Raw genomic sequence first — 19,638 nt, 5'->3', positions numbered from 1 at the left:
ACGAACAGTTACTGCGGGAGGGGCTTCGGGTCGTCGTACATGCCGTCCAGGACGTCGCCGTACTCCTCGATCCGGGCCAGCACCTCGTGCGGGAGGAACCTGAGCTCCTCCGGGCTGGTCGCCGAGGCCACCTCGTCCCAGTCGATCGGCGTGGACACCCGCGGCTCGTCGGAGCCGCGCAGCGAGTACGGCGCCAGGGTGGTCTTGGCGCTGGCGTTCTGGCTCCAGTCGATGAACACCTTGCCGGGCCGGAGCGCCTTGGTCATGTTGGCGGTCACGTTCTCCGGCAGTGCCTCGGCCAGCTGCTCCGCGAGCTGCTTGGCGAACGCGCTGGTCTGCTTCGACGGCGCCGGCTCGATCGGCACGTACAGATGCATGCCCTTATTGCCGGACGTCTTCGGCCATCCCTCCAGCCCGAAGTGGCTGAGCAGCTCCCGCAGGGCGAGCGCCACGTCGCAGCACTCGACGATCGTGGCTCCCGGCCCCGGGTCGAGGTCGAACACGATCAGGTCGGCCTGCGGATCCTTGCCGTGGTCCGACAGGCCGATCCGCCATTGCGGCACGTGCAGCTCGAGTGCCGCGAGGTTGGCCAGCCACACCACCGTCTGTACGTCGTCAGCCACCACGAACTCGGCCTCGTCGCGCCCGGTCGAGCTGCCGGGCGTCGGCAGTGTGACGGTCCGCACCCAGGCCGGCGTACCGCGGGGAGCGTTCTTCTCGAAGAAGTACGCCGCCTCCGTGCCGTCAGGCCACCGCTTACGGGTCAGTGGACGGTCGGACAGGTGTGGCAGCAGCAGCGTGGCGACCTGGTGGTAGTAGTCGATCACCTCGGCCTTGGTGAAGCCGGTCTGCGGGTACAGCACCTTTCCGAGGTTGGTGAGCTTCATCGTCTGCCCATCGACCTCGGTCGTCAGTTGCTGCGCTGCGGCTGCCATGCCTCCCAGTCTCCACCCGCAACCCGTCCTAACGTGTGCTTCTTCCTCGTGGGCTGGGGCGGTTGCTGGTACTGCGTCCTGCCTGGAGTGTCCCGGACCTAGGGGTCTTACCATGGGACTCGTGGAGAGTTACGCGTCAGTAACCGAAAGCGGCGTGCCGCTCGGCGCGCAGGAGTGGCCGGCCCGGCAGGTGCCGGTCGCAGGGGTGGATCTCCTGGTCCGAGAGGTCCCTGGGGTCGCGGCGGACCTCCCGCCCGCGCTCTTCGTGCACGGCCTCGGCGGATCATCGCTGAACTGGACCGAGCTCGGGCTGCGGCTCAGCGACTCCGTGCGCGGCATCGCACCGGACCTCCCCGGCTTCGGCCGTACGCCGCTTGCCGGGGCTGCTGGGATCCACGGGCAGGTCGAAGTTCTGATCGAGTTGATCGAGCGCGAGTGCGGCCAACCGGTGCACCTGTTCGGCAACTCGATGGGCGGAGCGTCGTCGGTGGCGCTGGCCGCGCGCCGGCCCGACCTGGTCGCGTCGCTCACCCTGATATCGCCCGCGCTGCCACATCCGCGGGTCTCCGCCAGTGCGCTGTGGTTCACCGCGGTCGCGACCCCGCGGCTCGGCCGGGTGGTGCTGGAGCGGACCCGGCGGCTTCCGTTCGACCGCCGGTTCCGGGCGTCGCTGGCGATGGTGTTCGGTGAGCCGCGGATGCTGCCGGCCGAGGTGCGGGCGGCGTACGAGGCCGAGTTGCGCCGCCGCGACGGCGACCCGTGGGGGATGCAGGCGATGGTCGAGGGCGCCCGGAGCATCCTGCGCTCGTCGGTCGCCCTGCCGCACCGGTCGCTTTGGGCCGTCGCGGCCCAGGTCGAGTGCCCGGTGCTGCTGGTGTACGGAGGCAAGGACCGCCTGGTCGACCCGCGGATCCGGACCAAGGCCCAGCGCAGCTTCCGGAACGCGCGGTCGCTCTACATCCCGCAGTCCGGGCACGTAGCCCAGATGGAGCACGCGCCTCAGGTCGAGCGCGCGTTCCGCCAGTTGATCGAGTCCTAGCTGTGGTCGTACTGAGACACGGTTGAGCGCCTGGTCGGATCAACTTTCCTCTCGCCCATGAAGTCGGACGAACATCGAGTTCGTCGAACGAGAGGACCACTGTGCGGGTAACGGGCAGACTCATCAGAAGCCTGTCGCTGGGGATGGTCGCACTACTGGGTGTGGGGGCGCTGCAGGCGCACGCCGCACCACAACTTCCGCCATCATCAGTTGCTACTGGCAACAATTGGGACGTGCAGCCGGTGGCCGGGGGTTACCGGCTCACCTTGCGCCTCGAAGCGCCGGCGCCGATGCGCGCGTCGCTGCCGCTGCTGGCCGTGAACGGCACACCGGTCGGTGTGGCGAGGCAGTCGCCGGACCAGCGGACGCTGACCCTGGTCACGACTGATCCGGCTGTGCTCAAGGCGCGCGACGTACGCCTGGTCTGGTCGGGTGACCTCGGCAAGAGCGCCGGCCGGAACCGCGGCCAGGTGGCTGGGCCGACCGACGCCGACTGGCTGAAAGCGAAGCAGGGGCCGCTGCTGAAGGACGATCCCGGTGCTTCGGGCAAGTATCAGGTCGACACGGCCGAGTACGACCTCGGCGACGAGGCCGTCTACCTGCCGGGAATCAAGCAGCGGGCCGAGATGCGCGGGAAGGTGTACTCGCCGCGTGGTGCGGTCGGGCCGCGGCCGCTGGTGGTCTTCCTGCACGGCAGGCACCAGTACTGCTACGGCGAGGACGTCGAACAGCCGGAGAAGCCGTGGCCGTGCCCGGCCGGCATGAAGGCGGTGCCGAGCTTCCGTGGGTACGACGGTCCGGCAGCGGCGCTCGCGAGCAACGGCTACCAGGTCGTGTCGATCAGCGCGAACGCCGTGAACGCGTACGACGGTGACGTCTACGACTCGGGTGCGCAGGCGCGGGCCGAGCTGATCCTGGATCACCTGGCGTTGTGGAAGAAGTGGTCGACGACCGGCGGTGGACCGTTCGGACGTCAGTTCGTCGGCAAGGTGAACCTGCAGAACGTCGGTCTGATGGGCCACTCGCGGGGTGGCGAGGGCGTCGCGCGGGCCGCCGTACTGAATGCTGATCGCGGTGGGCAGTACGGCATCCGCGCGGTGCTGCCGCTGGCGCCGACCGACTTCGCGCGGGCGACCGTGCCGGGTGTGGCGATGAGCGTGCTGCTGCCGTACTGCGACGGTGATGTCGCTGACCTGCAGGGGCAGAAGTTCTACGACGACACGCGCTACTCCGTCAGCGGCGACACCGCACCCCGGTCGACAGTGACCGTGCTCGGTGCGAACCACAACTTCTTCAACACCGAGTGGACTCCGGGGCAGTCCGAGGCGCCGTCGGGTGACGACTGGTTCGGCGAGGAGAAGGAGTCGCCGTGCGGCGCGAAGTACGCGGGTCGGCTGGCGGCCAAGGAGCAGCAGGCAGTCGGTACGGCGTACGTCGCGGGCTTCTTCCGGTTGCAGCTTGGGCACGAGAAGCAGTTCCTGCCGCAGTTCGACGGGTCTGACTCGCGGGCGGCGTCGGCGGGCCGGGCCGTCGTACGGGTGGTGTCGCAGGCACCGCTGGTGTCGCGGCGGGACGTGAACGCGCTCGACAAGGCGCTGCCGGCCGGCGCGGTCACTGGCAAGGCGTCGGCCGAGGTGTGTGCGGGGCTTAGCGAGCCGTCCGGTCGGGCTGCCGCGGCCGCGACGTGCATGACGACCGACGACTGGGCCAACGCGCCGCACTGGGTCGCTTCCTGGTACGCCGCACGCACACCCACCACTGCGGTCACCAAGCTGAAGTGGACGGGGAAGGACGGGGTCCTGCGACTCAACCTGCCCGCTTGGCAGCGTGACGTACGGCCCTTTGCCGCACTGTCGTTCCGTGCGGCTCCGGACCCGGTTGGTGCGCCTCGGACCGATCTGAGTGTGCGTGTGGTCGACGGGAAGGGCCGGGCGGCCGCCGTACCGGTCTCCAGTGTGAGTGATGCGCTGGTGCGGATGCCGGGGAGTGACGGCAGTGGGCTGCCGAAGAACCTGCTGCGGACCGTGCGGATCCCAGTGGGATCGCTGAGCGGTGTGAACCTGCGGGACGTCCGTGCGGTGGAGTTGCGGACGGATCGGGTGGCCAGCGGGTCGGCGTACGTGAGCGATGTCGCGTTCTCGTCGCCTGGGGTGGGGCTGTCGGCGCCGGCGCGGTTGCTGCCGCAGTTGTCCGCGTCGAGCGTGACGGTGAAGGAGGGCGACAAGGGCACGAAGTCGATGGACTTCTGGGTGACGATGTCGCGCCCGAGCATCCGCCCGGTGAGCGTGTACGTCGAGACCAACGGGGACCTGGGGACGGCCGTCGGGGATGTCGCGCGGCAGCTGGTGTTCAAGCCGGGGCAGGTGCGACAGAAGGTGAGCGTGCCGGTCGCCGGGAACACGCGGGACAGCTACGACCTGCCGTTCAGCCTGGTGCTGTCGGCGCCCCGGAACGGGTTGCTGAACCAGTCGTTCGGTCACGGGCTGGTGCTCGACGACGACGCCACGCCGACCCTGACGATCGGGAACGGGACGGCGTCGGAGAAGGCGGGCGCTGTGCGGTTCCCGGTCACGCTGTCCGCGCCCAGTGACAAGTACGTCAACGTCCTGGGCCAGCTGAAGGACGGCACGGCGGTGATCCGGAAGGACTACATCGGCGAGCACGACCACGGCGAGGACCCACCCGACCGCGGCGTCAACGGATATGTGGAGCCCGGTCGGACCACCGGTGAGCTCGTCGTCCGCCTGGTCGACGACAAGCTGAAAGAACCCGCCGAGACCTTCACCATCCAGGTCACCGCGGTCGAGGAAGCCGAAATCAGGCTCCCGCTCACGCTGAAGGGCGCCATCACCGACAACGACTGAGGTGGGGGCGGACCTGCAGGCCACACCAATCGAGCCCGCGAGCTGCTGCCGAGCGTGGCGCCGCTCACATCGGGCGCGTTGTGATGGCCTGCAGGTCCGCATCCCACCGTGAGACATCGGTCCCGCGATACGGACCCGGGCCGGGGTGCTTGGGGATGTGCGGGAACATGGAGGTGGGACGGATGGTTGAAAACCGGAGAGCCTGACTTACATCGTTCACGAGGAGCCGACAACGTGTCATTGCCACCGCTGGTCGAACCGGCTGACGAGCTGACCATCGACGAGGTTCGCCGGTACTCGCGGCACCTGATCATCCCCGAGGTGGGGATGGCCGGGCAGAAGCGGCTGAAGAACGCGAAGGTGCTGGTGATCGGTGCCGGCGGCCTGGGCAGCCCGGCGCTGCTCTACCTGGCCGCGGCCGGGGTCGGCACCCTCGGCATCGTCGAGTTCGACACCGTCGACGAGTCGAACCTGCAGCGCCAGATCATCCACGGCCAGTCCGACGTCGGGAAGTCCAAGGCGCAGTCGGCCAAGGAGTCGATTCTCGAGGCCAACCCGTACACGAACGTGGTCCTGCACGAGGAGCGCCTGGACAACGACAACGTGTTCGGGATCTTCGAGCAGTACGACCTGATCGTCGACGGCACCGACAACTTCGCCACCCGGTACCTGGTGAACGACGCCGCGGTGCTGCTCGGCAAGCCGTACGTCTGGGGCTCGATCTTCCGCTTCGACGGCCAGGTCAGCGTCTTCTGGGCCGAGCACGGCCCGTGCTACCGCTGCCTCTACCCCGAGCCGCCGCCACCGGGCATGGTCCCGTCCTGCGCCGAGGGCGGCGTGCTGGGCGTGCTGTGCGCGTCCGTCGGCGCCGCGCAGGTGACCGAGGCGATCAAGCTGCTCACCGGCATCGGCGACCCGTCGCTGGGCCGGCTGAACATCTACGAGGCGCTCGACCTGAACTGGCGCGCCCTGAAGGTCCGCAAGGACCCGAACTGCGCGATCTGCGGTGAGAACCCGACCGTCACCGAGCTGATCGACTACGAGAGCTTCTGCGGCGCGCTGACCGAGGAGGCGGCCGACGCGGCCGTCGGCTCGACCATCTCCGTCAAGCAGCTGAGCGAGTGGATCAAGCTGAAGGACAACGGCGAGAAGGAGTTCGTGCTGATCGACGTCCGGGAGCAGAACGAGTACGAGATCAACCGGATCCCGGGCTCGGTGCTGATTCCGAAGGCGGAGTTCCAGACCGGCGTCGCGCTGGAGAAGCTGCCGCACGACAAGCAGCTGGTCTTCCACTGCAAGTCCGGCGTCCGCTCGGCCGAGGTCCTCGCCATCGCGAAGGGCGCCGGCTTCGCCGACGCCGTCCACGTCGGTGGCGGTGTGGTCGCCTGGGTCGACCAGATCGACCCGAGCCAGCCTGCCTACTAGAAAGGCATGCGGCAGGTTGCGACCGCCTCGGCGGCCAAGGGGTCGCCGGTGACGACTGGGTTGTCGTCGCGGCCCGACAGCGTTCGCATGTAGCTCACCGCGTCCACGGCGGCGCGGCCGACCGGCTCGTCCCTCCCCAGCCGGTAGGTCCCGCCGCCCTGGCCGGTGAGCTCCAGCACAACACTCGGCCGCTCACCCCAGAACGGCAGCGTGTCCACGTCGTACACCACCTGTGCGATCACCTCGTCGGCGTACGGCCCGGCGTCGAACGGCCGCCCGAGCGCCTGGCACATGTCGTCGCGGTGCATCCACAGGTCCCGCGCGAGCAGGATGTCCTGGATGTACCCGAGGGCCATCGGAAGGCCCTCGACGTTCATGCTGATCCGCCGGAACAGCTCCGGATTGCGCGAGATCTTCCGCGTCGCCTTCGCCCACACCTTGTCGAACAACGCCCGCAGTTCGGCCGGTGGCGTACCCCGGTGCTCGTCGGCCTGGACCATCATGTGCGCGTCGAACCGCGGCTTGTCCGGGTACACGCGCTTCGCCTTGCGGAACCGGCGCGGGAACGACCACGGCGTGTTCACGTCCTCCGCCTGGCCGATCAGGTGCCCGGCGATATCCGCGACGTCCCATTCGTCACACACCGTACGGCGGTGCCACTCGGACCCCTCGATCGACGCCAATAGCTCGTGCCACGCCTCGAGCTCGGCGTCCCGGTGCACTCGGCACCGTTCCCGGCCGGCTCGGCCGATCTCCCCCGCGAGTACTGCAGTCATGACTACCCCCTGGTCGGTGCATACCGCTGATAGAACATCTCGAGTACGACGGGCAGCAGCCGAATGAACCGCCCGTCCTCGAAGGACGCGTCCGGCTGGTTCGCGATCTGCTGCGAGAGCAAGCCGGCCAGCATCGAGGTGTAGAGCGCCACACCCTCCTCGCTCGCCACCTCGGGCCGGAGGCGGCCGGCGTCCACCATCAACTGCAGGTAGTCCCGCAGGTCCTGGATCGACTCCTGGGCCGGCGCGAACGCCTCCGGGCTCGGCTCGAAGCCGGGGATCGTCCGCCAGAACAGCAGCTGGGCGTACACCTGGTGGTCCAGGCACCAGCGGCAGAACGCAGTGGCGGTGACCAGTCCGACCTCGAGTGGCTCGTCGGTGTTCGCGGACGCGTAGGCGGCCCGGTAGGCGTCCCGCAGCTGCTCGTTGCCGCGTTGGAAGAGCGCGTCGTAGATCGCCATCTTGGACGGGAAGTACTGGTAGAGCGACGGCGGCTGCATGCCGAGCTGCCGGGCCACTGCGGACAGGCTGAGCGCCGCGACGCCCTCGGTCTCCATCAGCGTGATGGCGACCGCCAGGATCTCCTCGATGGTCTCCTGGCGGCGGCGGGTCCGGCGGTCCAGTCCGGAAGTAGTGCTCATGCACTGAGGAAAACCTAAAGGTATTAGGGAAGTCAATAGCCTGTAGGACATCGTTTGGTCCGCGTGGCCACGTACTGTCGTGACATGTGCAGAAACATCACCGTCCTGAGGGGACTCGAGCCGGCCGCGACCTCTGAGGAGATCTACGCGGCCGCGTTGCAGTACGTGCGCAAGGTGACCGGCGTCGGCTCGCTGAGCGGGGCCACCCGGGAGCCGATCGAGCGCGCTGCGACCGAGGTCGCGCGGATCACCGAGCAACTGCTGGCCGAGATGCCGCAGCGCCGGAACCCGCCGCAGACCGTGCCGCCGCTGCGCCGGCCCGAGGTGCGGGCCCGGCTCGGGCTCGACTGAGCCCGACCGGGGGGCGGGCTCATGGGGGAGGCGCCGCCGGCCGGTCGGCACCGGCAGGCGGTGGTGTTCGGGGTGCTGGTCGCCGGTGTGCTGCTGTCGACGATCAACACCAACGCGCAGGCCGAGCTGATCCGCCGGCGGCAGGACAGCTGCGACGGCACGATCCCGTTGCCGACGTCGGCGTACGTCCTGGGCTTTGCCGGCCTGGCCGTCGGTGCGGTCGCGCTCTTCCTGCTGCTGCGCTGGTTCCGGCACAACCGCCAGCTCATCGTGATCGTCCTGTTCGGCACCGCGACGGCCGCGCTGATCTTCGAGGCCTTCGCCGTCGTCACCGCCTTCCAGGAAGGCCGCCCGGTCGTGCCGATGTGCGGCGGCTAGCCGGCCAGCTGTGGCAGGAACGCGGCCAGTGCGCTGATCAGCAACGGCGCGATGACGCTCAGAATGGTCAGCGGGTTGCGCAGGATCGAGATGTCCAGGTGCAGCAGGTGCTCGATCCGGTGCCGTTCCTCCATCCACTCCTCGGTCGGTCGGCCGTCCTCCGGCAACGGGCACGCGTGATCGAGGAGCTCCTCGGCGCGCGTCCGCCAGGCCAGCGCCATCGGTACGGCGATCACCGCGAGACCGAGCGCGAACATCCCGCCGTACAGCAGGACGTTGGACGGCGGGAACTCGCCGGCCCGGTCCGGATGTGCTGCCACGAACGCACCGCGCAACGCACCTGAGGTCGCGACCGCGGCGACCACGCCGACGGTGAACGCGCCGACGCACAGCACCAGCAGTTGCCACAACCGCAGTAGTCGTTCGACGGCCGGGCGGAGGTGCGCCGGGTCGCCGTTCGACTCGTCCATGAGGGTCCGGAACGCGTCACCGGACCGCCGGTAGCTGTCCTTGCCGAGGTCGTGGCACTCGGCGTGCGCGAGCCACACGATGGTCAGCCACGGAATGCTGGCGAGCAGGCCGGTCACGAGCACGATGCCCGTGCGCAGGTGCAATCCCTGAATGGGCAGGTCCGGGCTGACCTCCGGGAAGAGCAGCCGGTAGGCGGTCACCGCGGCAGCGCCGACGGCCGCGCTGATCAGATAGCGCCAGCTGCGCTCGCGGCTCGGGTACATGCCCCAGTTGGCCGGGTGCTGCAGGACGCGGATCGCCTGGATGGTCAGTACGACGAAGACGACCAGAGCCGCACCGGCGACGACGCGCCAGATCGTCCACGGCACGCTGGTCACGAACGTGGCGCTCGCACTGGTCCCGTCCGAGCCGGCGATGCCGAGCAGGGCTGCGAACGCGAACAGCAGGCCGAACAGGATCATGCTGCGCGCGGGTGGCGGCAGTCGCACCCAGAAGGTGTCCTCGATCAGCTCACGCGGGAGGTACCTCGCCATGCCAACCCCTTTGCCCCAGACCTGTTCCAAGTCTTCCGGTCCGCGGCCCGGCGCGGCGGACGAGCCCGGCGTGCCCTGCCTTTTCGGGCAGCTCGTGCGGGTTCGGTCGAGGGGGTAAGGTCGGTCGCGGCGGGCAAACGGTTACCTAGGAGGCGGTCATGCGGTTCGCGATCAAGACGAGGCCGGAGCACACCACCTGGCAGCAGATGCGGGACGTGTGGATCGCCGCGGACGACTTCGAGATCTTCGAGTCCGCGTGGCACTGGGACCACTTCTACCCGCTGAGCGGCGACATGGCCGGCCCGAACCTCGAGGCCTGGACCACGCTGGCCGCGCTCGCCCAGGCGACGCACCGGATCCGGATCGGGTGCCAGGTGAACGGCATGATCTACCGCCATCCCGCGGTCACGGCGAACATGGCCGCGACCACCGACATCATCTCCGGCGGCCGGCTCGAGCTCGGCCTCGGCGCCGGCTGGAACGAGATGGAGACCGCGGCGTACGGCATCGACCTGTACGGGCTGAAGGAGCGCTTCGACCGGTTCGACGAGGGCGTGCAGGCGATCATCGCGCTGCTCACCGAGAAGGTAGCGAACTTCGACGGCCAGTACATCAAGCTCACCGACGCGTACTGCGAGCCGAAGGGCGTGCAGACCCCGCACCCGCCGATCGCCATCGGTGGCAAGGGGCCGAAGCGGACCCTGCGCGCGGTCGCCCGCTGGGCCCAGCACTGGAACGTCATCGTGCCGAGCCCGGAGGAGTGGAAGCCGCTCAAGGACATCCTCGTCCAGCATTGCGCCGACGTCGGCCGCGACGTCAACGAGATCACCTGCTCGGTCAACGTCCGGATCGAGCCCGACCAGCCCCTCGACGCAGCGGTCGCGCAGGCAGCGGCGTACGGCGAAGCAGGTGTCGACCTGGTCGTGATGAACCTCCCGCTCGACGCGCCGCCGTCGGTCGTGGAGCCGCTCGCGAAGGCGCTGGCGCCACTGGCCTGAGCTGTCGGCGGTTGCCGCTAGGTTGGGGCCGTGGACAGGGAGGAGTACGTCGAGGCGGTGCTGCGCGCCGTGGAGTCGATCCCGCCGGGCAGCGTGGCGACGTACGGCGACATCGCCGAGTTCGTCGGTCAGGGCGGGCCGCGCCAGGTCGGCGCGATCATGCGCGAGTACGGCGGCAGCGTGCCATGGTGGCGGGTGATCCGGGCCAGCGGTGTGCCGGCCGACGAGGTCGGTGACGAGCAACTGCACCGGCTGCGCTCGGACGGCGTACGCGTCACGAACGGCCGGGTCAACCTGCGCCAGGTGCGCTGGGATCCCGGGGAATGACGGCACCGGGTGACGGCACCGGCGGTGCGCCGGCCCCGCCCCGGACCTCGCACCGCCGATGCCCGACCGGCCGTTGAGGGTGCCGGTCTTACGCACCACTTGATGCCGCGAACGGACCGGAAGTTGTCCGCAGTCCGGCGAGGTTCGTCGTACGCGGTGTGTGCCCCCGCGGATTGTCGGTGGGCTCTGATGGGATGTGGCGGTGGTCAGCAGACAGGGGTCCCGGAATCCAACGCGGTACAGGTTGGTCCGGGCGGAGGGACGCAGCGCGGATGCTCCTGTTCTGGATGCCGATCAGCAGGCCGTGGTGGATCATCCGGGCGGGCCGTTGCTGGTGCTGGCCGGGCCGGGGACCGGGAAGACGACGACGTTGGTCGAGGCAGTCGTCGACCGGGTGCGCAATCGCGGGCTGAGTCCCGACCAGGTGCTGGTGCTGACGTTCGGGCGGAAGGCGGCGACCGAGTTGCGCGACCGCATCACCGGCAGGCTCGGGCGGACCACGCGATTGATGCCGTCGATGACGTTCCACTCATTCTGCTACGCGTTGCTGCGCCGGTTCACGCCGGCTGACGCGTTCGACGTACCACTGCGGCTTCCGTCCGGGCCGGAGCAGTCGCTGCGGTTGACCGAGGCGCTGTCGGGCAGTCGCGAGGTCGGTGCGGTGCACTGGCCGAGCAGCTTGCACCCGGCGTTGAAGACGCGCGGTTTCACCGACGAGGTGCAGGCGGTCATCGGCAAGGCGCGGCAGCTCGGGCTCGACCCCGAGGACCTGTCCGCGATCGGGCGGTCCGCCGAGCGCGCCGAGTGGGTCGCGGTCGGCGACTTCTTCGAGGAGTACCTGCAGATCCTCGACCACGAGCAGGTGCTCGACTACTCCGAGCTGATCCACCGCGCCGTGATCCTCGCGCAGCAACCGCAGGTGAAGGCCAAGCTGCGCAGCGAGTTCAAGGCCGTCTTCGTCGACGAGTACCAGGACACCGATCCCGGTCAGACCCAGCTGCTGCAGGCGATCGCGGGCGACGGCGGCGACCTGGTCGTGGTCGGCGACCCGGACCAGTCCATCTACACCTTCCGCGGCGCCGACGTCCGCGGTCTGCTCCGCTTCACCGACGAGTTCCGTACGGCGACCGGCGCGGAAGCCGACCAGATCGCGCTCGGCACGACCAGACGGTTCGGTACGACGCTGCAGCGCGTCTCCCGCAACGTCGTCAGCCGACTCGGTGTCCCGGGGACGCTGGACCGCGACACGTTCGAGCGCTTCCGGAACCCGGATGCGAGTGGATGTGTCTACGGCTCCGGCAAGGTCGAGGCCAACCTGTACTCGACCAGCGGGGCAGAGCTCGAGCACATCGCGGACCTGCTCCGGCGTGCCCATGTGCAGGACGGGGTCGGTTGGCACGAGATGGCGGTGCTGGTGCGGTCCGGCAGTCGGTCGATCCCGCCGTTGCGTCGCGCGCTCGCGGCGGCCGGGATCCCGGTCGACGTGGCCGGTGACGAGTTGCCGTTGTCGCGAGAGCCCGCCGTACGTCCGATGTTGCTGGCGTTGCGGGCCGTTGCGGATCCGTCGACGCTGACGGTGGACGTCGTACGGGCGCTGGCGTTGTCGCCGTTGGGGGCGATGGACGCGGGCCAGTTGCGGCGGTTGGCTCGGGTGCTTCGGCGGCGGGATCGCGAGGCCGCGGGCGGTCAGCGGTTGCCGCGGTCGTCGGACGAGCTGCTGCGGGAGGCGCTGCTGAATCCATTGCTGCTCGACGAGCAGTCGTCGCCGGCCGAGGCCCGGTTTGTGGCCCTCGGCGAACGGTTGCTCAAGGCAAGGAACATCGTAACCGCCGGCGCCGCGCCGGACGAGGTGATGTGGTCGCTGTGGTCGGAGTCGCCGTGGTTGCGGCGGCTTCGTGGGCAGGCGCACTCAGGTGGTGAGCAGGCTCGGACGGCCAACCGGGACCTGGACTCGTTGTGCGCGTTGTTCGACGCGGCCGGCCGGGCCGAGGAGCAGGTCGGGTTCAAGGGGGTGTCGGCGTTCCTCTCGGAGCTCGAGTCGCTGGACATCGCCGGGGACAACCGGTTCGACGGGACGTATCGCGAGGCCGGCGTGCAGCTGATGACTGCACACCGCTCGAAGGGGCTGCAGTGGCGGCTCGTCGTCGTGGCGAGTGTGCAGGAAGGGCAGTGGCCGGATCTGCGGCGGCGCGGGTCGCTGCTGGAGCCGGACCGGCTCGGGCCGGACGGCCTGGTGGATCCGTTGTCGGCGGGTGCGCTGCTCGCGGAGGAGCGGCGGCTGTTCTACGTCGCGATCACGCGGGCCCGGGAGCGGTTGATCGTGACGGCGGTGCAGGCGCCGGAGGCGGACGGGGATCAACCGTCGCGGTTGCTGGCCGAGCTGGACATTCCTTTGAAGCTGGTCGCGGGACGGCCGCGGCGACCGCTGTCGTTGCACGGTCTGGTCGCGGATCTGCGGTGCGTGCTGGCGGATCCGTCGTCGTCTCCTGCCCTGCGTCGTGTCGCGGCTGATCGGTTGGCGCAGTTGGCGGATGCGGTGGACGAGCGCGAGCGGCCCCTGGTGCCGACGGCGGATCCGGCGCGCTGGTGGGGCGTGCGGGAGCGGACTCGATCCGAGCAGCCGATCGCCGACCCCGACCAGCCGGTGCCGTTGTCGGGGAGTGCGCTGACGACGATCGTGGACTGTCCGCTGCGCTGGTTCCTGCAGCGCCGGGCAGGCGGCGAGACACCCAGTACGTCGGCCATCGGCTTCGGCATGGTGTTGCACACGTTGGCGGACGCGGTCGCGACGGGGACGCTGCCGCCGGACTCGGACGAGTTGAACGGCTGGCTCGACAAGGTGTGGACGCAGCTCGAGTTCGAGTCGACGTGGATCTCGGACCGCGAGCGGGTCGAGGCCGAGGACGCGCTGCGGCGGTTCGTCGCGTGGCACAAGGGCCGGCCGGACCGGCGGCTGGTCGGGACCGAGGTCGACTTCGACGTCCTGCTGCCGGACACCGACAAGCCCGCCGTCCGGGTGAAGGGCCGGATGGACCGGATCGAGGAGGACTCCGAGGGCACGATCCGGGTGGTCGACCTGAAGACCGGGCGCTCGATCCCGACCAAGCCGGCGCTGGAGCGGCACGTGCAGCTGGCGATCTACCAGCGCGCGATCGCGTCTCGGCAGCTGCAGAAGCTCGGTGAGGATCCGGTCGCGGGCGGCGCGGAGCTGGTTCAGCTGCGCCACGACGACAGCGGGTTCCCGAAGGTCCAGCACCAAGGTCCGCTGGAGTCCGACGAGGACGGCCGCACCTGGCTCGACGAGGCCGTCGACGACGCCGCGGCGATGGTGCGCTCCGAGGAGTTCGTCGCCAAACGCAACGACGGCTGCAGCCGCTGCGACGCCCGCCCGCTCTGCCCCATCCAACCCGAAGGCCGAGAGATCCTCTGATGCGCGCTCACCTGAACACGACGGCTGAGTTGTGCGACCTGTTGGGGATTCCGTTCAGTGATCAGCAGTTGGCGGCGATCACGGCTCCGTTGGCGCCCGGGGTGATCGTGGCGGGCGCCGGGTCCGGGAAGACGACCGCGATGGCGGCCCGGGTGGTGTGGCTGATCTGCACCGGCCAGGTGAAGCCGGAGGAAGTGCTCGGGCTGACGTTCACGAAGAAGGCTGCCAACGAGCTGGATGTGCGCATCCGCGACGACCTCACGAAGGCCGGCGTGCTCGGGTCGACGCTGCCGAAGGACCAGCACCCGATCCTCGCCGCGCACCTGCGCAGCAACGTGCCGAACTGGGAGCCGGAGGAGCCCGGTGAGCCGGTCGTGTCGACGTACCACGCGTTCGCCGGCACGTTGATCGCCGAGCACGGTCTGCGGCTCGGGCTCGAGCCGGACGCCCGCGTGCTGGCCGACGCGACCAGGTTCCAGCTTGCAGGTCGCGTCGTACGGCGCTCCGCCGGGCCGATCCGGCACGCGTCGCATCACGTGCCGACGCTGGTCAACAGCTTGCTCGCGCTGGACGGTGAGCTCGCGGATCACCTGCTGCGCGCGGACGACGTACGCGAGCACGACGAGGCAGTACGACGGGAAGTCGCGGCGGCGCGGAAGCAGACGATCGAGGTGCGCAAGCTCGGGGAGACCGCGTTGAAGCGCGGCGAGATCCTGCAACTGGTCGAGGAGTACCAGGCGTACAAGGCCGAGCGTGGAGTCGTGGACTTCGCGGACCAGATGGCGCTCGGTGCGCGGCTCGCGGAGGAGTGCCCGGAGGTCGCGGTCGCCGAGCGGTCGCGGTACAAGGTCGTGCTGCTCGACGAGTATCAGGACACCTCGGTGTCGCAGCGCCGGATGCTGACTGCGCTGTTCGCCGGGCCGGACGGTCGCGGTCATCCCGTGACGGCGGTCGGTGACCCGTGTCAGGCGATCTATGGGTGGCGCGGCGCGTCCGTTGCCAACCTGGACGAGTTCCCCGAACACTTCCCTCAGGCCGATGGCACTCCGGCTCAGCGCTATGTGTTGAGCGTCAACCTGCGGTGCGGCAGCCGGATCCTTGCCGCGGCCAACCAGCACGCGGCCGAGCTCTACGAACAGCACCCCGGGGTGATCCCGCTCGAAGCGCCCGAGAATGCGCCGGAAGGTGCGATCACGGTCGGCCTGTTCGAGACGCGCTCGCAGGAGATCGAGTGGGTCGCGGACGCGATCGTCGCCGCGCACCGGACGCCGAACCGCCGGTGGAAGGACATCGGCATCCTGATGCGCACGAACGTCGACCTCAGCGCAGTCCACGAAGCCCTGATCGCCCGCAAGGTCCCGGTCGAGGTCGTCGGCCTGGGCGGCCTCCTTGCACTGCCCGAGGTCGTCGACGTCGTCGCCACCCTGCAAGCGGTGAACGACCTGACGGCGAACGCCGCGATGCTGCGAATCCTTACCGGTCCGCGGTACCGGATCGGTCACCGCGACCTCGCCCTGCTCGCGAACCGGTCCCGCGCGCTCGCCGACTCCGGTGACCGACCGGACGCGGACGACCTCGTCGCCGCACTCGATGCCGCGGTCGCCGGGATGGACTCGACCGAGGTGATCTCGCTCGCTGAAGCGGTCGACGATCCGGGTCCGCTGCCGTACGCACCGGAGGCGCTGGTCCGGTTCAAGGAGCTGTCCACCGAGCTCCGCGAGTTGCGTGCGCACGCGGCGGAGCCTCTGCTCGACCTCGTGCGCCGGGTGATCAGCACGATCGGCCTGGACGTCGAGCTCACCGCGACACCCGACCACGTCGACTCCGGGCGCCGGGACCACCTGGCCGCGTTCATGGATGCCGTCGGCAACTTCGTGTCGACCGAGTCGGACGGGTCGCTGGACGGCCTGCTGGCGTACCTGGCGGCCGAGGAGGAGTACGCCGCCGGCCTCGATCTCGCCGTACCGAGTGAGGCCGACTCGGTGAAGTTGCTGACCACGCACCGGTCGAAGGGGCTGGAGTGGCCGATCGTGTTCGTGCCGACGCTGGTGCAGAAGGTGTTCCCGTCGGATCGCGGCCGGGACAAGTGGACGACGAACGCGAAGGTGCTGCCGTGGCCGTTGCGCGGTGACGCGGACACGTTGCCCGACTTCCACGACCTGTCCAACGCCGGGCTGAAGGCGTTCGCGGACGAGTGCAAGGACGTGAACGCGCTGGAGGAACGCCGGCTCGGGTACGTCGCTTTCACGCGCGCCAAGGAGATCCTGGTCGCGACCGGTCACTGGTGGGGGCCGACGCAGAAGCGGCCGCGCGGCCCGTCGTCGTACCTCGAGCTGCTGAAGAAGCACGCGGGGGAGCGGGTCGTCGCGTGGGCCGAGCAGCCGGAGCTGACCGAGGAGAACCCGGAGCTCGCCGAGCAGACGCAGGCGCCGTGGCCGGCGCCGTACGACGCCGAGGCGTATCAGCGCAGGCTGGACGGAGTGGCGCTGGTGCAGTTGGCGCGCTCGGAGGGTCCGTCGCTGGAGGCCGAGGAGTCGTTGCTGCTGGACGAGCAGGCGACGGTCGCGCGCTGGGACGCCGAGATCGAGCGATTGTTGTCCGAGGCAAGGGTAAGCCGGAGCCGGAAGGCGTACGACGTGGAGCTGCCGACCGCGTTGTCGGCGACCCAGGTGATGCGGCTGGCGAAGGACCCGGACGGGCTCGCCTCCGAGCTGGCCCGGCCGATGCCGCGCAAACCCAACCGGGCGGCGCGGTTCGGCACCCGCTTCCACGCCTGGGTGGAGAGCTACTTCGGCCAGCAGCTGCTGCTCGATCCCGACGACCTGCCGGGCGCCGCGGACGAGGACATCGTCGACGACACCGACCTCACCGACCTGATGGACGCCTTCCGCACCGGCCCGTTCGGTGAGACCACGCCGTACGAGATCGAGGCCCCGTTCGCCCTCGCCATCGCCGGCCGCGTCGTCCGCGGCCGCATCGACGCCGTCTACCAGGTCGTCCGCCCCGACGGCTCCCGCGGCTACGAGGTCATCGACTGGAAAACCACCCGCACCGAAACCGCCGACCCCCTCCAACTAGCCATTTACCGAGTCGCCTGGTCCGAGCTCCACAACATCCCCCTCCACCAAGTAACCGCCGCCTTCTACTACGTCCGAACCGGCGACATAATCCGCCCCCCAAACCTCCCCGACAAACAAGCCTTGACCACCCTCCTGAACGGCTAGTCCACCAGGTCCGCGGGGACGATCCGCACCGGGAAGGGAAGCTCGGCGTCGAACGCGTCCTTGCCGGTGACCACGGCTCGCTCGTCATAGGCGCCATTGACCAGTTCGAGCACGGTGAGCTCTACCTTGGCCGGATCGAAGATCCAGTACGAGGTCACGCCGGCCTCCTCGTAGAGGCTCCGCTTGAGGACGAGGTCCGTCGAGCGGGTGGCCGGCGAGAGGATCTCGACGGCAAGGAGCAGTGGCTTCTCGATCGCCTTCGGACCGACGTCCACCCGGCGGCAGACAAGCACGTCCGGCTGGAGGGAACGGCGAGATGTGGGCTGGAAGTCCAGTGGCGCAACGAACACCCGCTGGTCATCCGGGCAGCTTTGCCGGAGCAGGACCGTCAGCTCGACAACAGCAAGCTGATAGATCGGCAGTGGTGCAGGTGTCACCAGCAACACTCCGTCAACCAGTTCGTACCGCTTCCCGTCGTCGGGAAGATCTTCGAGATCGGCCAAGGTGAACGTTCCCGGCTCATGTGTTTCCACGGACACAATGGTGCCTCCTTCTCGGTCACTCGACCAGCATGGTGGGTGTCCGTGGGTGGTCGGTGCCAAATCGGCGATCTGCCCCTGGTTGCCCGGTATCTGCCCCGGGATGCCCTGGGTCAGCGGGTGAGTTCGGCTGGGGTGAAGGTGATGGGGAAGGGGGTTGTCGTCTCGAAGGGTTCTTCGGCGTGGACGACGGCCAGGCAGGTGTAGCCGGTCGGGGTTAGGCGGAGGACTGTCAGTTCTTGGTGGGTGGGGTCGAGGAGCCAGTAGGTGGGGACGGCGTAGGTTTCGTAGAGGGTGCGTTTGAGGACCACGTCGGTCGTTCGGGTGGAGGGGGAGAGGACCTCGACGGCGAGGAGGGGTGGGGATTGGAGGAGGTGGCGTCCGGCGGCCTCGCGCGGGCAGACGAGGAGATCGGGGCGGAGGGAGATGGTGCGGGTGGGGCGGAAGTCCAGGGAGCCTACGGAGACGAGTAGGTGGGGCGGGCAGGCTTGTTTGAGGCGGATCATCAGGGCGATGACGGCTGCGTGATGGGCGGGTGGCTGGACACCAGTGACCAGCAGCCGGCCGTCCACGACCTCGTACCGGCGGCCATCCCTGGGAACGTCAATCGTCTGTTCGCTGCGCACCACCCCAGCTTGACCGAGTCCCCCGACCCACCGCAGAAGTTATCCACAACCGCCACCGACCACAGGCCGACGACCGCAGTCGCGGTACAACAAAGAGCCGGGACTCAGCATGGAGTCGCCGGCTCTTGGTTGGAGGCTGGGTCAGGGTTTGCGGGCTACGCCTACCCAGAGGCTGCACATAACGTCGGTGAACTCGCCCTTTTCGACGAGCTGGGTGGTCTCGGCGTCGGGGTGCCAGCGGAAGGGGGCGGAGACGCCGGGCTCGATCAGCTCGAGGCCGTCGAAGAAGCGGGTGACCTCTTCCTTGCTGCGGACCTGGGCGTCGCCGCCGTCGGCCTTGTAGACCTGGATCGCCCGCTCCCACAGGTCCGGAGCGAAGTCCGGCGTGCAGTGCGAGAAGATCAGGTACGACCCCGACGCGAGCGGCTCGAGGAGCTGCTTCACCAGGTCGTACGGCTTGAGCGCGTCGGGCAGGTAGTGGAAGACGCCGACCAGGCTCAGCGCGACCGGCTTGCTGAGGTCCAGGGTGTCCTTGACCTCCTGCGAGCCGATGATCGACGCCGGGTCGGTCACGTCCGCCTCGAGGTACGTCGTCTTGCCCTCGGGACGGCTGGTCAGCAGCGCCCGCGAGTGCGCGAGCACGATCGGGTCGTTGTCGACGTAGACGACCCGGGCCTCGGGCACGACCTCCTGCACGACCTCGTGCAGGTTCGGGCTGGTCGGGATGCCGGTGCCGACGTCGAGGAACTGGGTGACACCCTGCTCGGCGACGTACCGGGCGGAGCGGTGCATCCACATCCGGTTCGACTGCGCGGCGGTGCGGAACCCGGGGAACGCCTGCAGCAGGTGCTCAGCCGCCTGCCGGTCGATCTCGAAGTTGTCCTTGCCGCCGAGGAAGTAGTCGTAGACCCGCGCGCCGTGCGGCCGGTCCAGCTTGAGTCGCTCGTACATGGCAGGTACTTCGTTGTCGGCCATCGATGGCTACTCCCTACTCCGGTGCTGTCGAACGCGGCAAGTGCGATCGTAGCTGATTTGCGACAGTACGTGACCAACGCGGGACAACCTTTGCCTGGATCGAAGG

16 protein-coding genes are annotated in these 19,638 nt (G+C 69.2%); 9 read left to right on the top strand and 7 right to left on the bottom strand.

Annotated features, from left to right (window positions below):
• Window positions 1–8: 8 nt before the first annotated feature.
• Complete coding sequence (ligD, locus tag AB0H36_RS16690; RefSeq protein ID WP_360523083.1) at window positions 9–935, bottom strand: non-homologous end-joining DNA ligase; 927 nt, start codon at window positions 933–935, stop codon at window positions 9–11.
• A gap of 121 nt (window positions 936–1,056) precedes the next feature.
• Between ligD and AB0H36_RS16685 the strand changes: the two genes are divergently transcribed.
• From AB0H36_RS16685 to moeZ, 3 genes are all read left to right on the top strand, one after another.
• Window positions 1,057–1,974 (top strand): alpha/beta hydrolase, encoded by a 918-nt coding sequence (locus tag AB0H36_RS16685; protein WP_360523080.1) that lies wholly within the window; start codon window positions 1,057–1,059, stop codon window positions 1,972–1,974.
• A gap of 233 nt (window positions 1,975–2,207) precedes the next feature.
• On the top strand, window positions 2,208–4,838 hold the full coding sequence (locus tag AB0H36_RS16680; protein ID WP_360523077.1) for a Calx-beta domain-containing protein: 2,631 nt from the start codon (window positions 2,208–2,210) through the stop codon (window positions 4,836–4,838).
• Window positions 4,839–5,072: 234 nt separating this feature from the next.
• Window positions 5,073–6,263 carry an adenylyltransferase/sulfurtransferase MoeZ gene (gene moeZ, locus AB0H36_RS16675; RefSeq protein WP_360523074.1) on the top strand — a complete coding sequence of 397 codons (1,191 nt, stop codon included), beginning with the start codon at window positions 5,073–5,075 and terminating at the stop codon, window positions 6,261–6,263.
• On the opposite strand, the gene AB0H36_RS16670 is transcribed toward moeZ, so the two are convergent.
• Window positions 6,260–7,039: a maleylpyruvate isomerase family mycothiol-dependent enzyme gene (locus AB0H36_RS16670; RefSeq protein ID WP_360523071.1), complete on the bottom strand. Its 780-nt coding sequence runs from the start codon at window positions 7,037–7,039 to the stop codon at window positions 6,260–6,262. The genes moeZ and AB0H36_RS16670 overlap by 4 nt on opposite strands.
• A 2-nt stretch (window positions 7,040–7,041) precedes the next feature.
• Entirely contained in the window at window positions 7,042–7,680 is a 639-nt protein-coding gene (locus AB0H36_RS16665) for a TetR/AcrR family transcriptional regulator (protein WP_360523068.1), read from the bottom strand.
• An 84-nt stretch (window positions 7,681–7,764) separates the two neighbouring features.
• Between AB0H36_RS16665 and AB0H36_RS16660 the strand changes: the two genes are divergently transcribed.
• Window positions 7,765–8,031: a DUF2277 domain-containing protein gene (locus AB0H36_RS16660; protein WP_360523065.1), complete on the top strand. Its 267-nt coding sequence runs from the start codon at window positions 7,765–7,767 to the stop codon at window positions 8,029–8,031.
• 21 nt (window positions 8,032–8,052) lie between these two features.
• Entirely contained in the window at window positions 8,053–8,409 is a 357-nt protein-coding gene (locus tag AB0H36_RS16655) for a hypothetical protein (protein WP_360523062.1), read from the top strand.
• Here the strand turns inward: AB0H36_RS16655 and AB0H36_RS16650 are convergent.
• Window positions 8,406–9,413 carry a hypothetical protein gene (locus AB0H36_RS16650; protein WP_360523059.1) on the bottom strand — a complete coding sequence of 336 codons (1,008 nt, stop codon included), beginning with the start codon at window positions 9,411–9,413 and terminating at the stop codon, window positions 8,406–8,408. The two genes, AB0H36_RS16655 and AB0H36_RS16650, sit on opposite strands and share 4 nt — an antisense overlap.
• A 158-nt stretch (window positions 9,414–9,571) precedes the next feature.
• On the opposite strand from AB0H36_RS16650, the gene AB0H36_RS16645 reads away from it, so the two are divergent.
• From AB0H36_RS16645 to AB0H36_RS16630, 4 genes are all read left to right on the top strand, one after another.
• Window positions 9,572–10,411 (top strand): TIGR03560 family F420-dependent LLM class oxidoreductase, encoded by an 840-nt coding sequence (locus AB0H36_RS16645; RefSeq protein WP_360523056.1) that lies wholly within the window; start codon window positions 9,572–9,574, stop codon window positions 10,409–10,411.
• 30 nt (window positions 10,412–10,441) lie between these two features.
• A complete protein-coding gene (locus AB0H36_RS16640) occupies window positions 10,442–10,738 on the top strand; it encodes an MGMT family protein (RefSeq protein ID WP_360523053.1) in 297 nt (98 codons plus the stop codon).
• A 196-nt stretch (window positions 10,739–10,934) separates the two neighbouring features.
• Window positions 10,935–14,168: an ATP-dependent DNA helicase gene (locus tag AB0H36_RS16635; RefSeq protein WP_360523050.1), complete on the top strand. Its 3,234-nt coding sequence runs from the start codon at window positions 10,935–10,937 to the stop codon at window positions 14,166–14,168.
• Window positions 14,168–17,392, top strand: a complete 3,225-nt coding sequence (locus AB0H36_RS16630; protein WP_360523047.1) for an ATP-dependent DNA helicase — start codon at window positions 14,168–14,170, stop codon at window positions 17,390–17,392. Before AB0H36_RS16635 ends, AB0H36_RS16630 begins: the two co-directional genes overlap by 1 nt.
• Here AB0H36_RS16630 and AB0H36_RS16625 read toward each other — a convergent pair.
• From AB0H36_RS16625 to AB0H36_RS16615, 3 genes are all read right to left on the bottom strand, one after another.
• The gene (locus tag AB0H36_RS16625; RefSeq protein ID WP_360523044.1) at window positions 17,389–17,925 is read right to left on the bottom strand and encodes a Uma2 family endonuclease; all 537 of its coding nucleotides are present in this window, start codon (window positions 17,923–17,925) and stop codon (window positions 17,389–17,391) included. The two genes, AB0H36_RS16630 and AB0H36_RS16625, sit on opposite strands and share 4 nt — an antisense overlap.
• A gap of 119 nt (window positions 17,926–18,044) precedes the next feature.
• Window positions 18,045–18,557: a Uma2 family endonuclease gene (locus AB0H36_RS16620; RefSeq protein WP_360523041.1), complete on the bottom strand. Its 513-nt coding sequence runs from the start codon at window positions 18,555–18,557 to the stop codon at window positions 18,045–18,047.
• A gap of 141 nt (window positions 18,558–18,698) precedes the next feature.
• Window positions 18,699–19,532 (bottom strand): SAM-dependent methyltransferase, encoded by an 834-nt coding sequence (locus tag AB0H36_RS16615; protein WP_360523038.1) that lies wholly within the window; start codon window positions 19,530–19,532, stop codon window positions 18,699–18,701.
• Window positions 19,533–19,638: the final 106 nt, after the last annotated feature.

This window comes from Kribbella sp. NPDC050820 (assembly GCF_040653975.1).
Taxonomy (GTDB): domain Bacteria; phylum Actinomycetota; class Actinomycetes; order Propionibacteriales; family Kribbellaceae; genus Kribbella.
Note: the sequence above shows the minus strand (reverse complement) of the source record. Positions and strands in the feature narration are given on the sequence as shown.

Bases quoted from the DNA above. Each gene is read 5' to 3' on its own strand.
- AB0H36_RS16650 (WP_360523059.1), bottom strand. From the start codon at position 9,413: ATGGCGAGGTACCTCCCGCGTGAGCTGATCGAGGACACCTTCTGGGTG.
- AB0H36_RS16630 (WP_360523047.1), top strand. From the start codon at position 14,168: ATGCGCGCTCACCTGAACACGACGGCTGAGTTGTGCGACCTGTTGGGG.
- AB0H36_RS16660 (WP_360523065.1), top strand. From the start codon at position 7,765: ATGTGCAGAAACATCACCGTCCTGAGGGGACTCGAGCCGGCCGCGACC.
- ligD (WP_360523083.1), bottom strand. From the start codon at position 935: ATGGCAGCCGCAGCGCAGCAACTGACGACCGAGGTCGATGGGCAGACG.
- AB0H36_RS16655 (WP_360523062.1), top strand. From the start codon at position 8,053: ATGGGGGAGGCGCCGCCGGCCGGTCGGCACCGGCAGGCGGTGGTGTTC.
- AB0H36_RS16645 (WP_360523056.1), top strand. From the start codon at position 9,572: ATGCGGTTCGCGATCAAGACGAGGCCGGAGCACACCACCTGGCAGCAG.
- AB0H36_RS16665 (WP_360523068.1), bottom strand. From the start codon at position 7,680: ATGAGCACTACTTCCGGACTGGACCGCCGGACCCGCCGCCGCCAGGAG.
- AB0H36_RS16670 (WP_360523071.1), bottom strand. From the start codon at position 7,039: ATGACTGCAGTACTCGCGGGGGAGATCGGCCGAGCCGGCCGGGAACGG.
- AB0H36_RS16615 (WP_360523038.1), bottom strand. From the start codon at position 19,532: ATGGCCGACAACGAAGTACCTGCCATGTACGAGCGACTCAAGCTGGAC.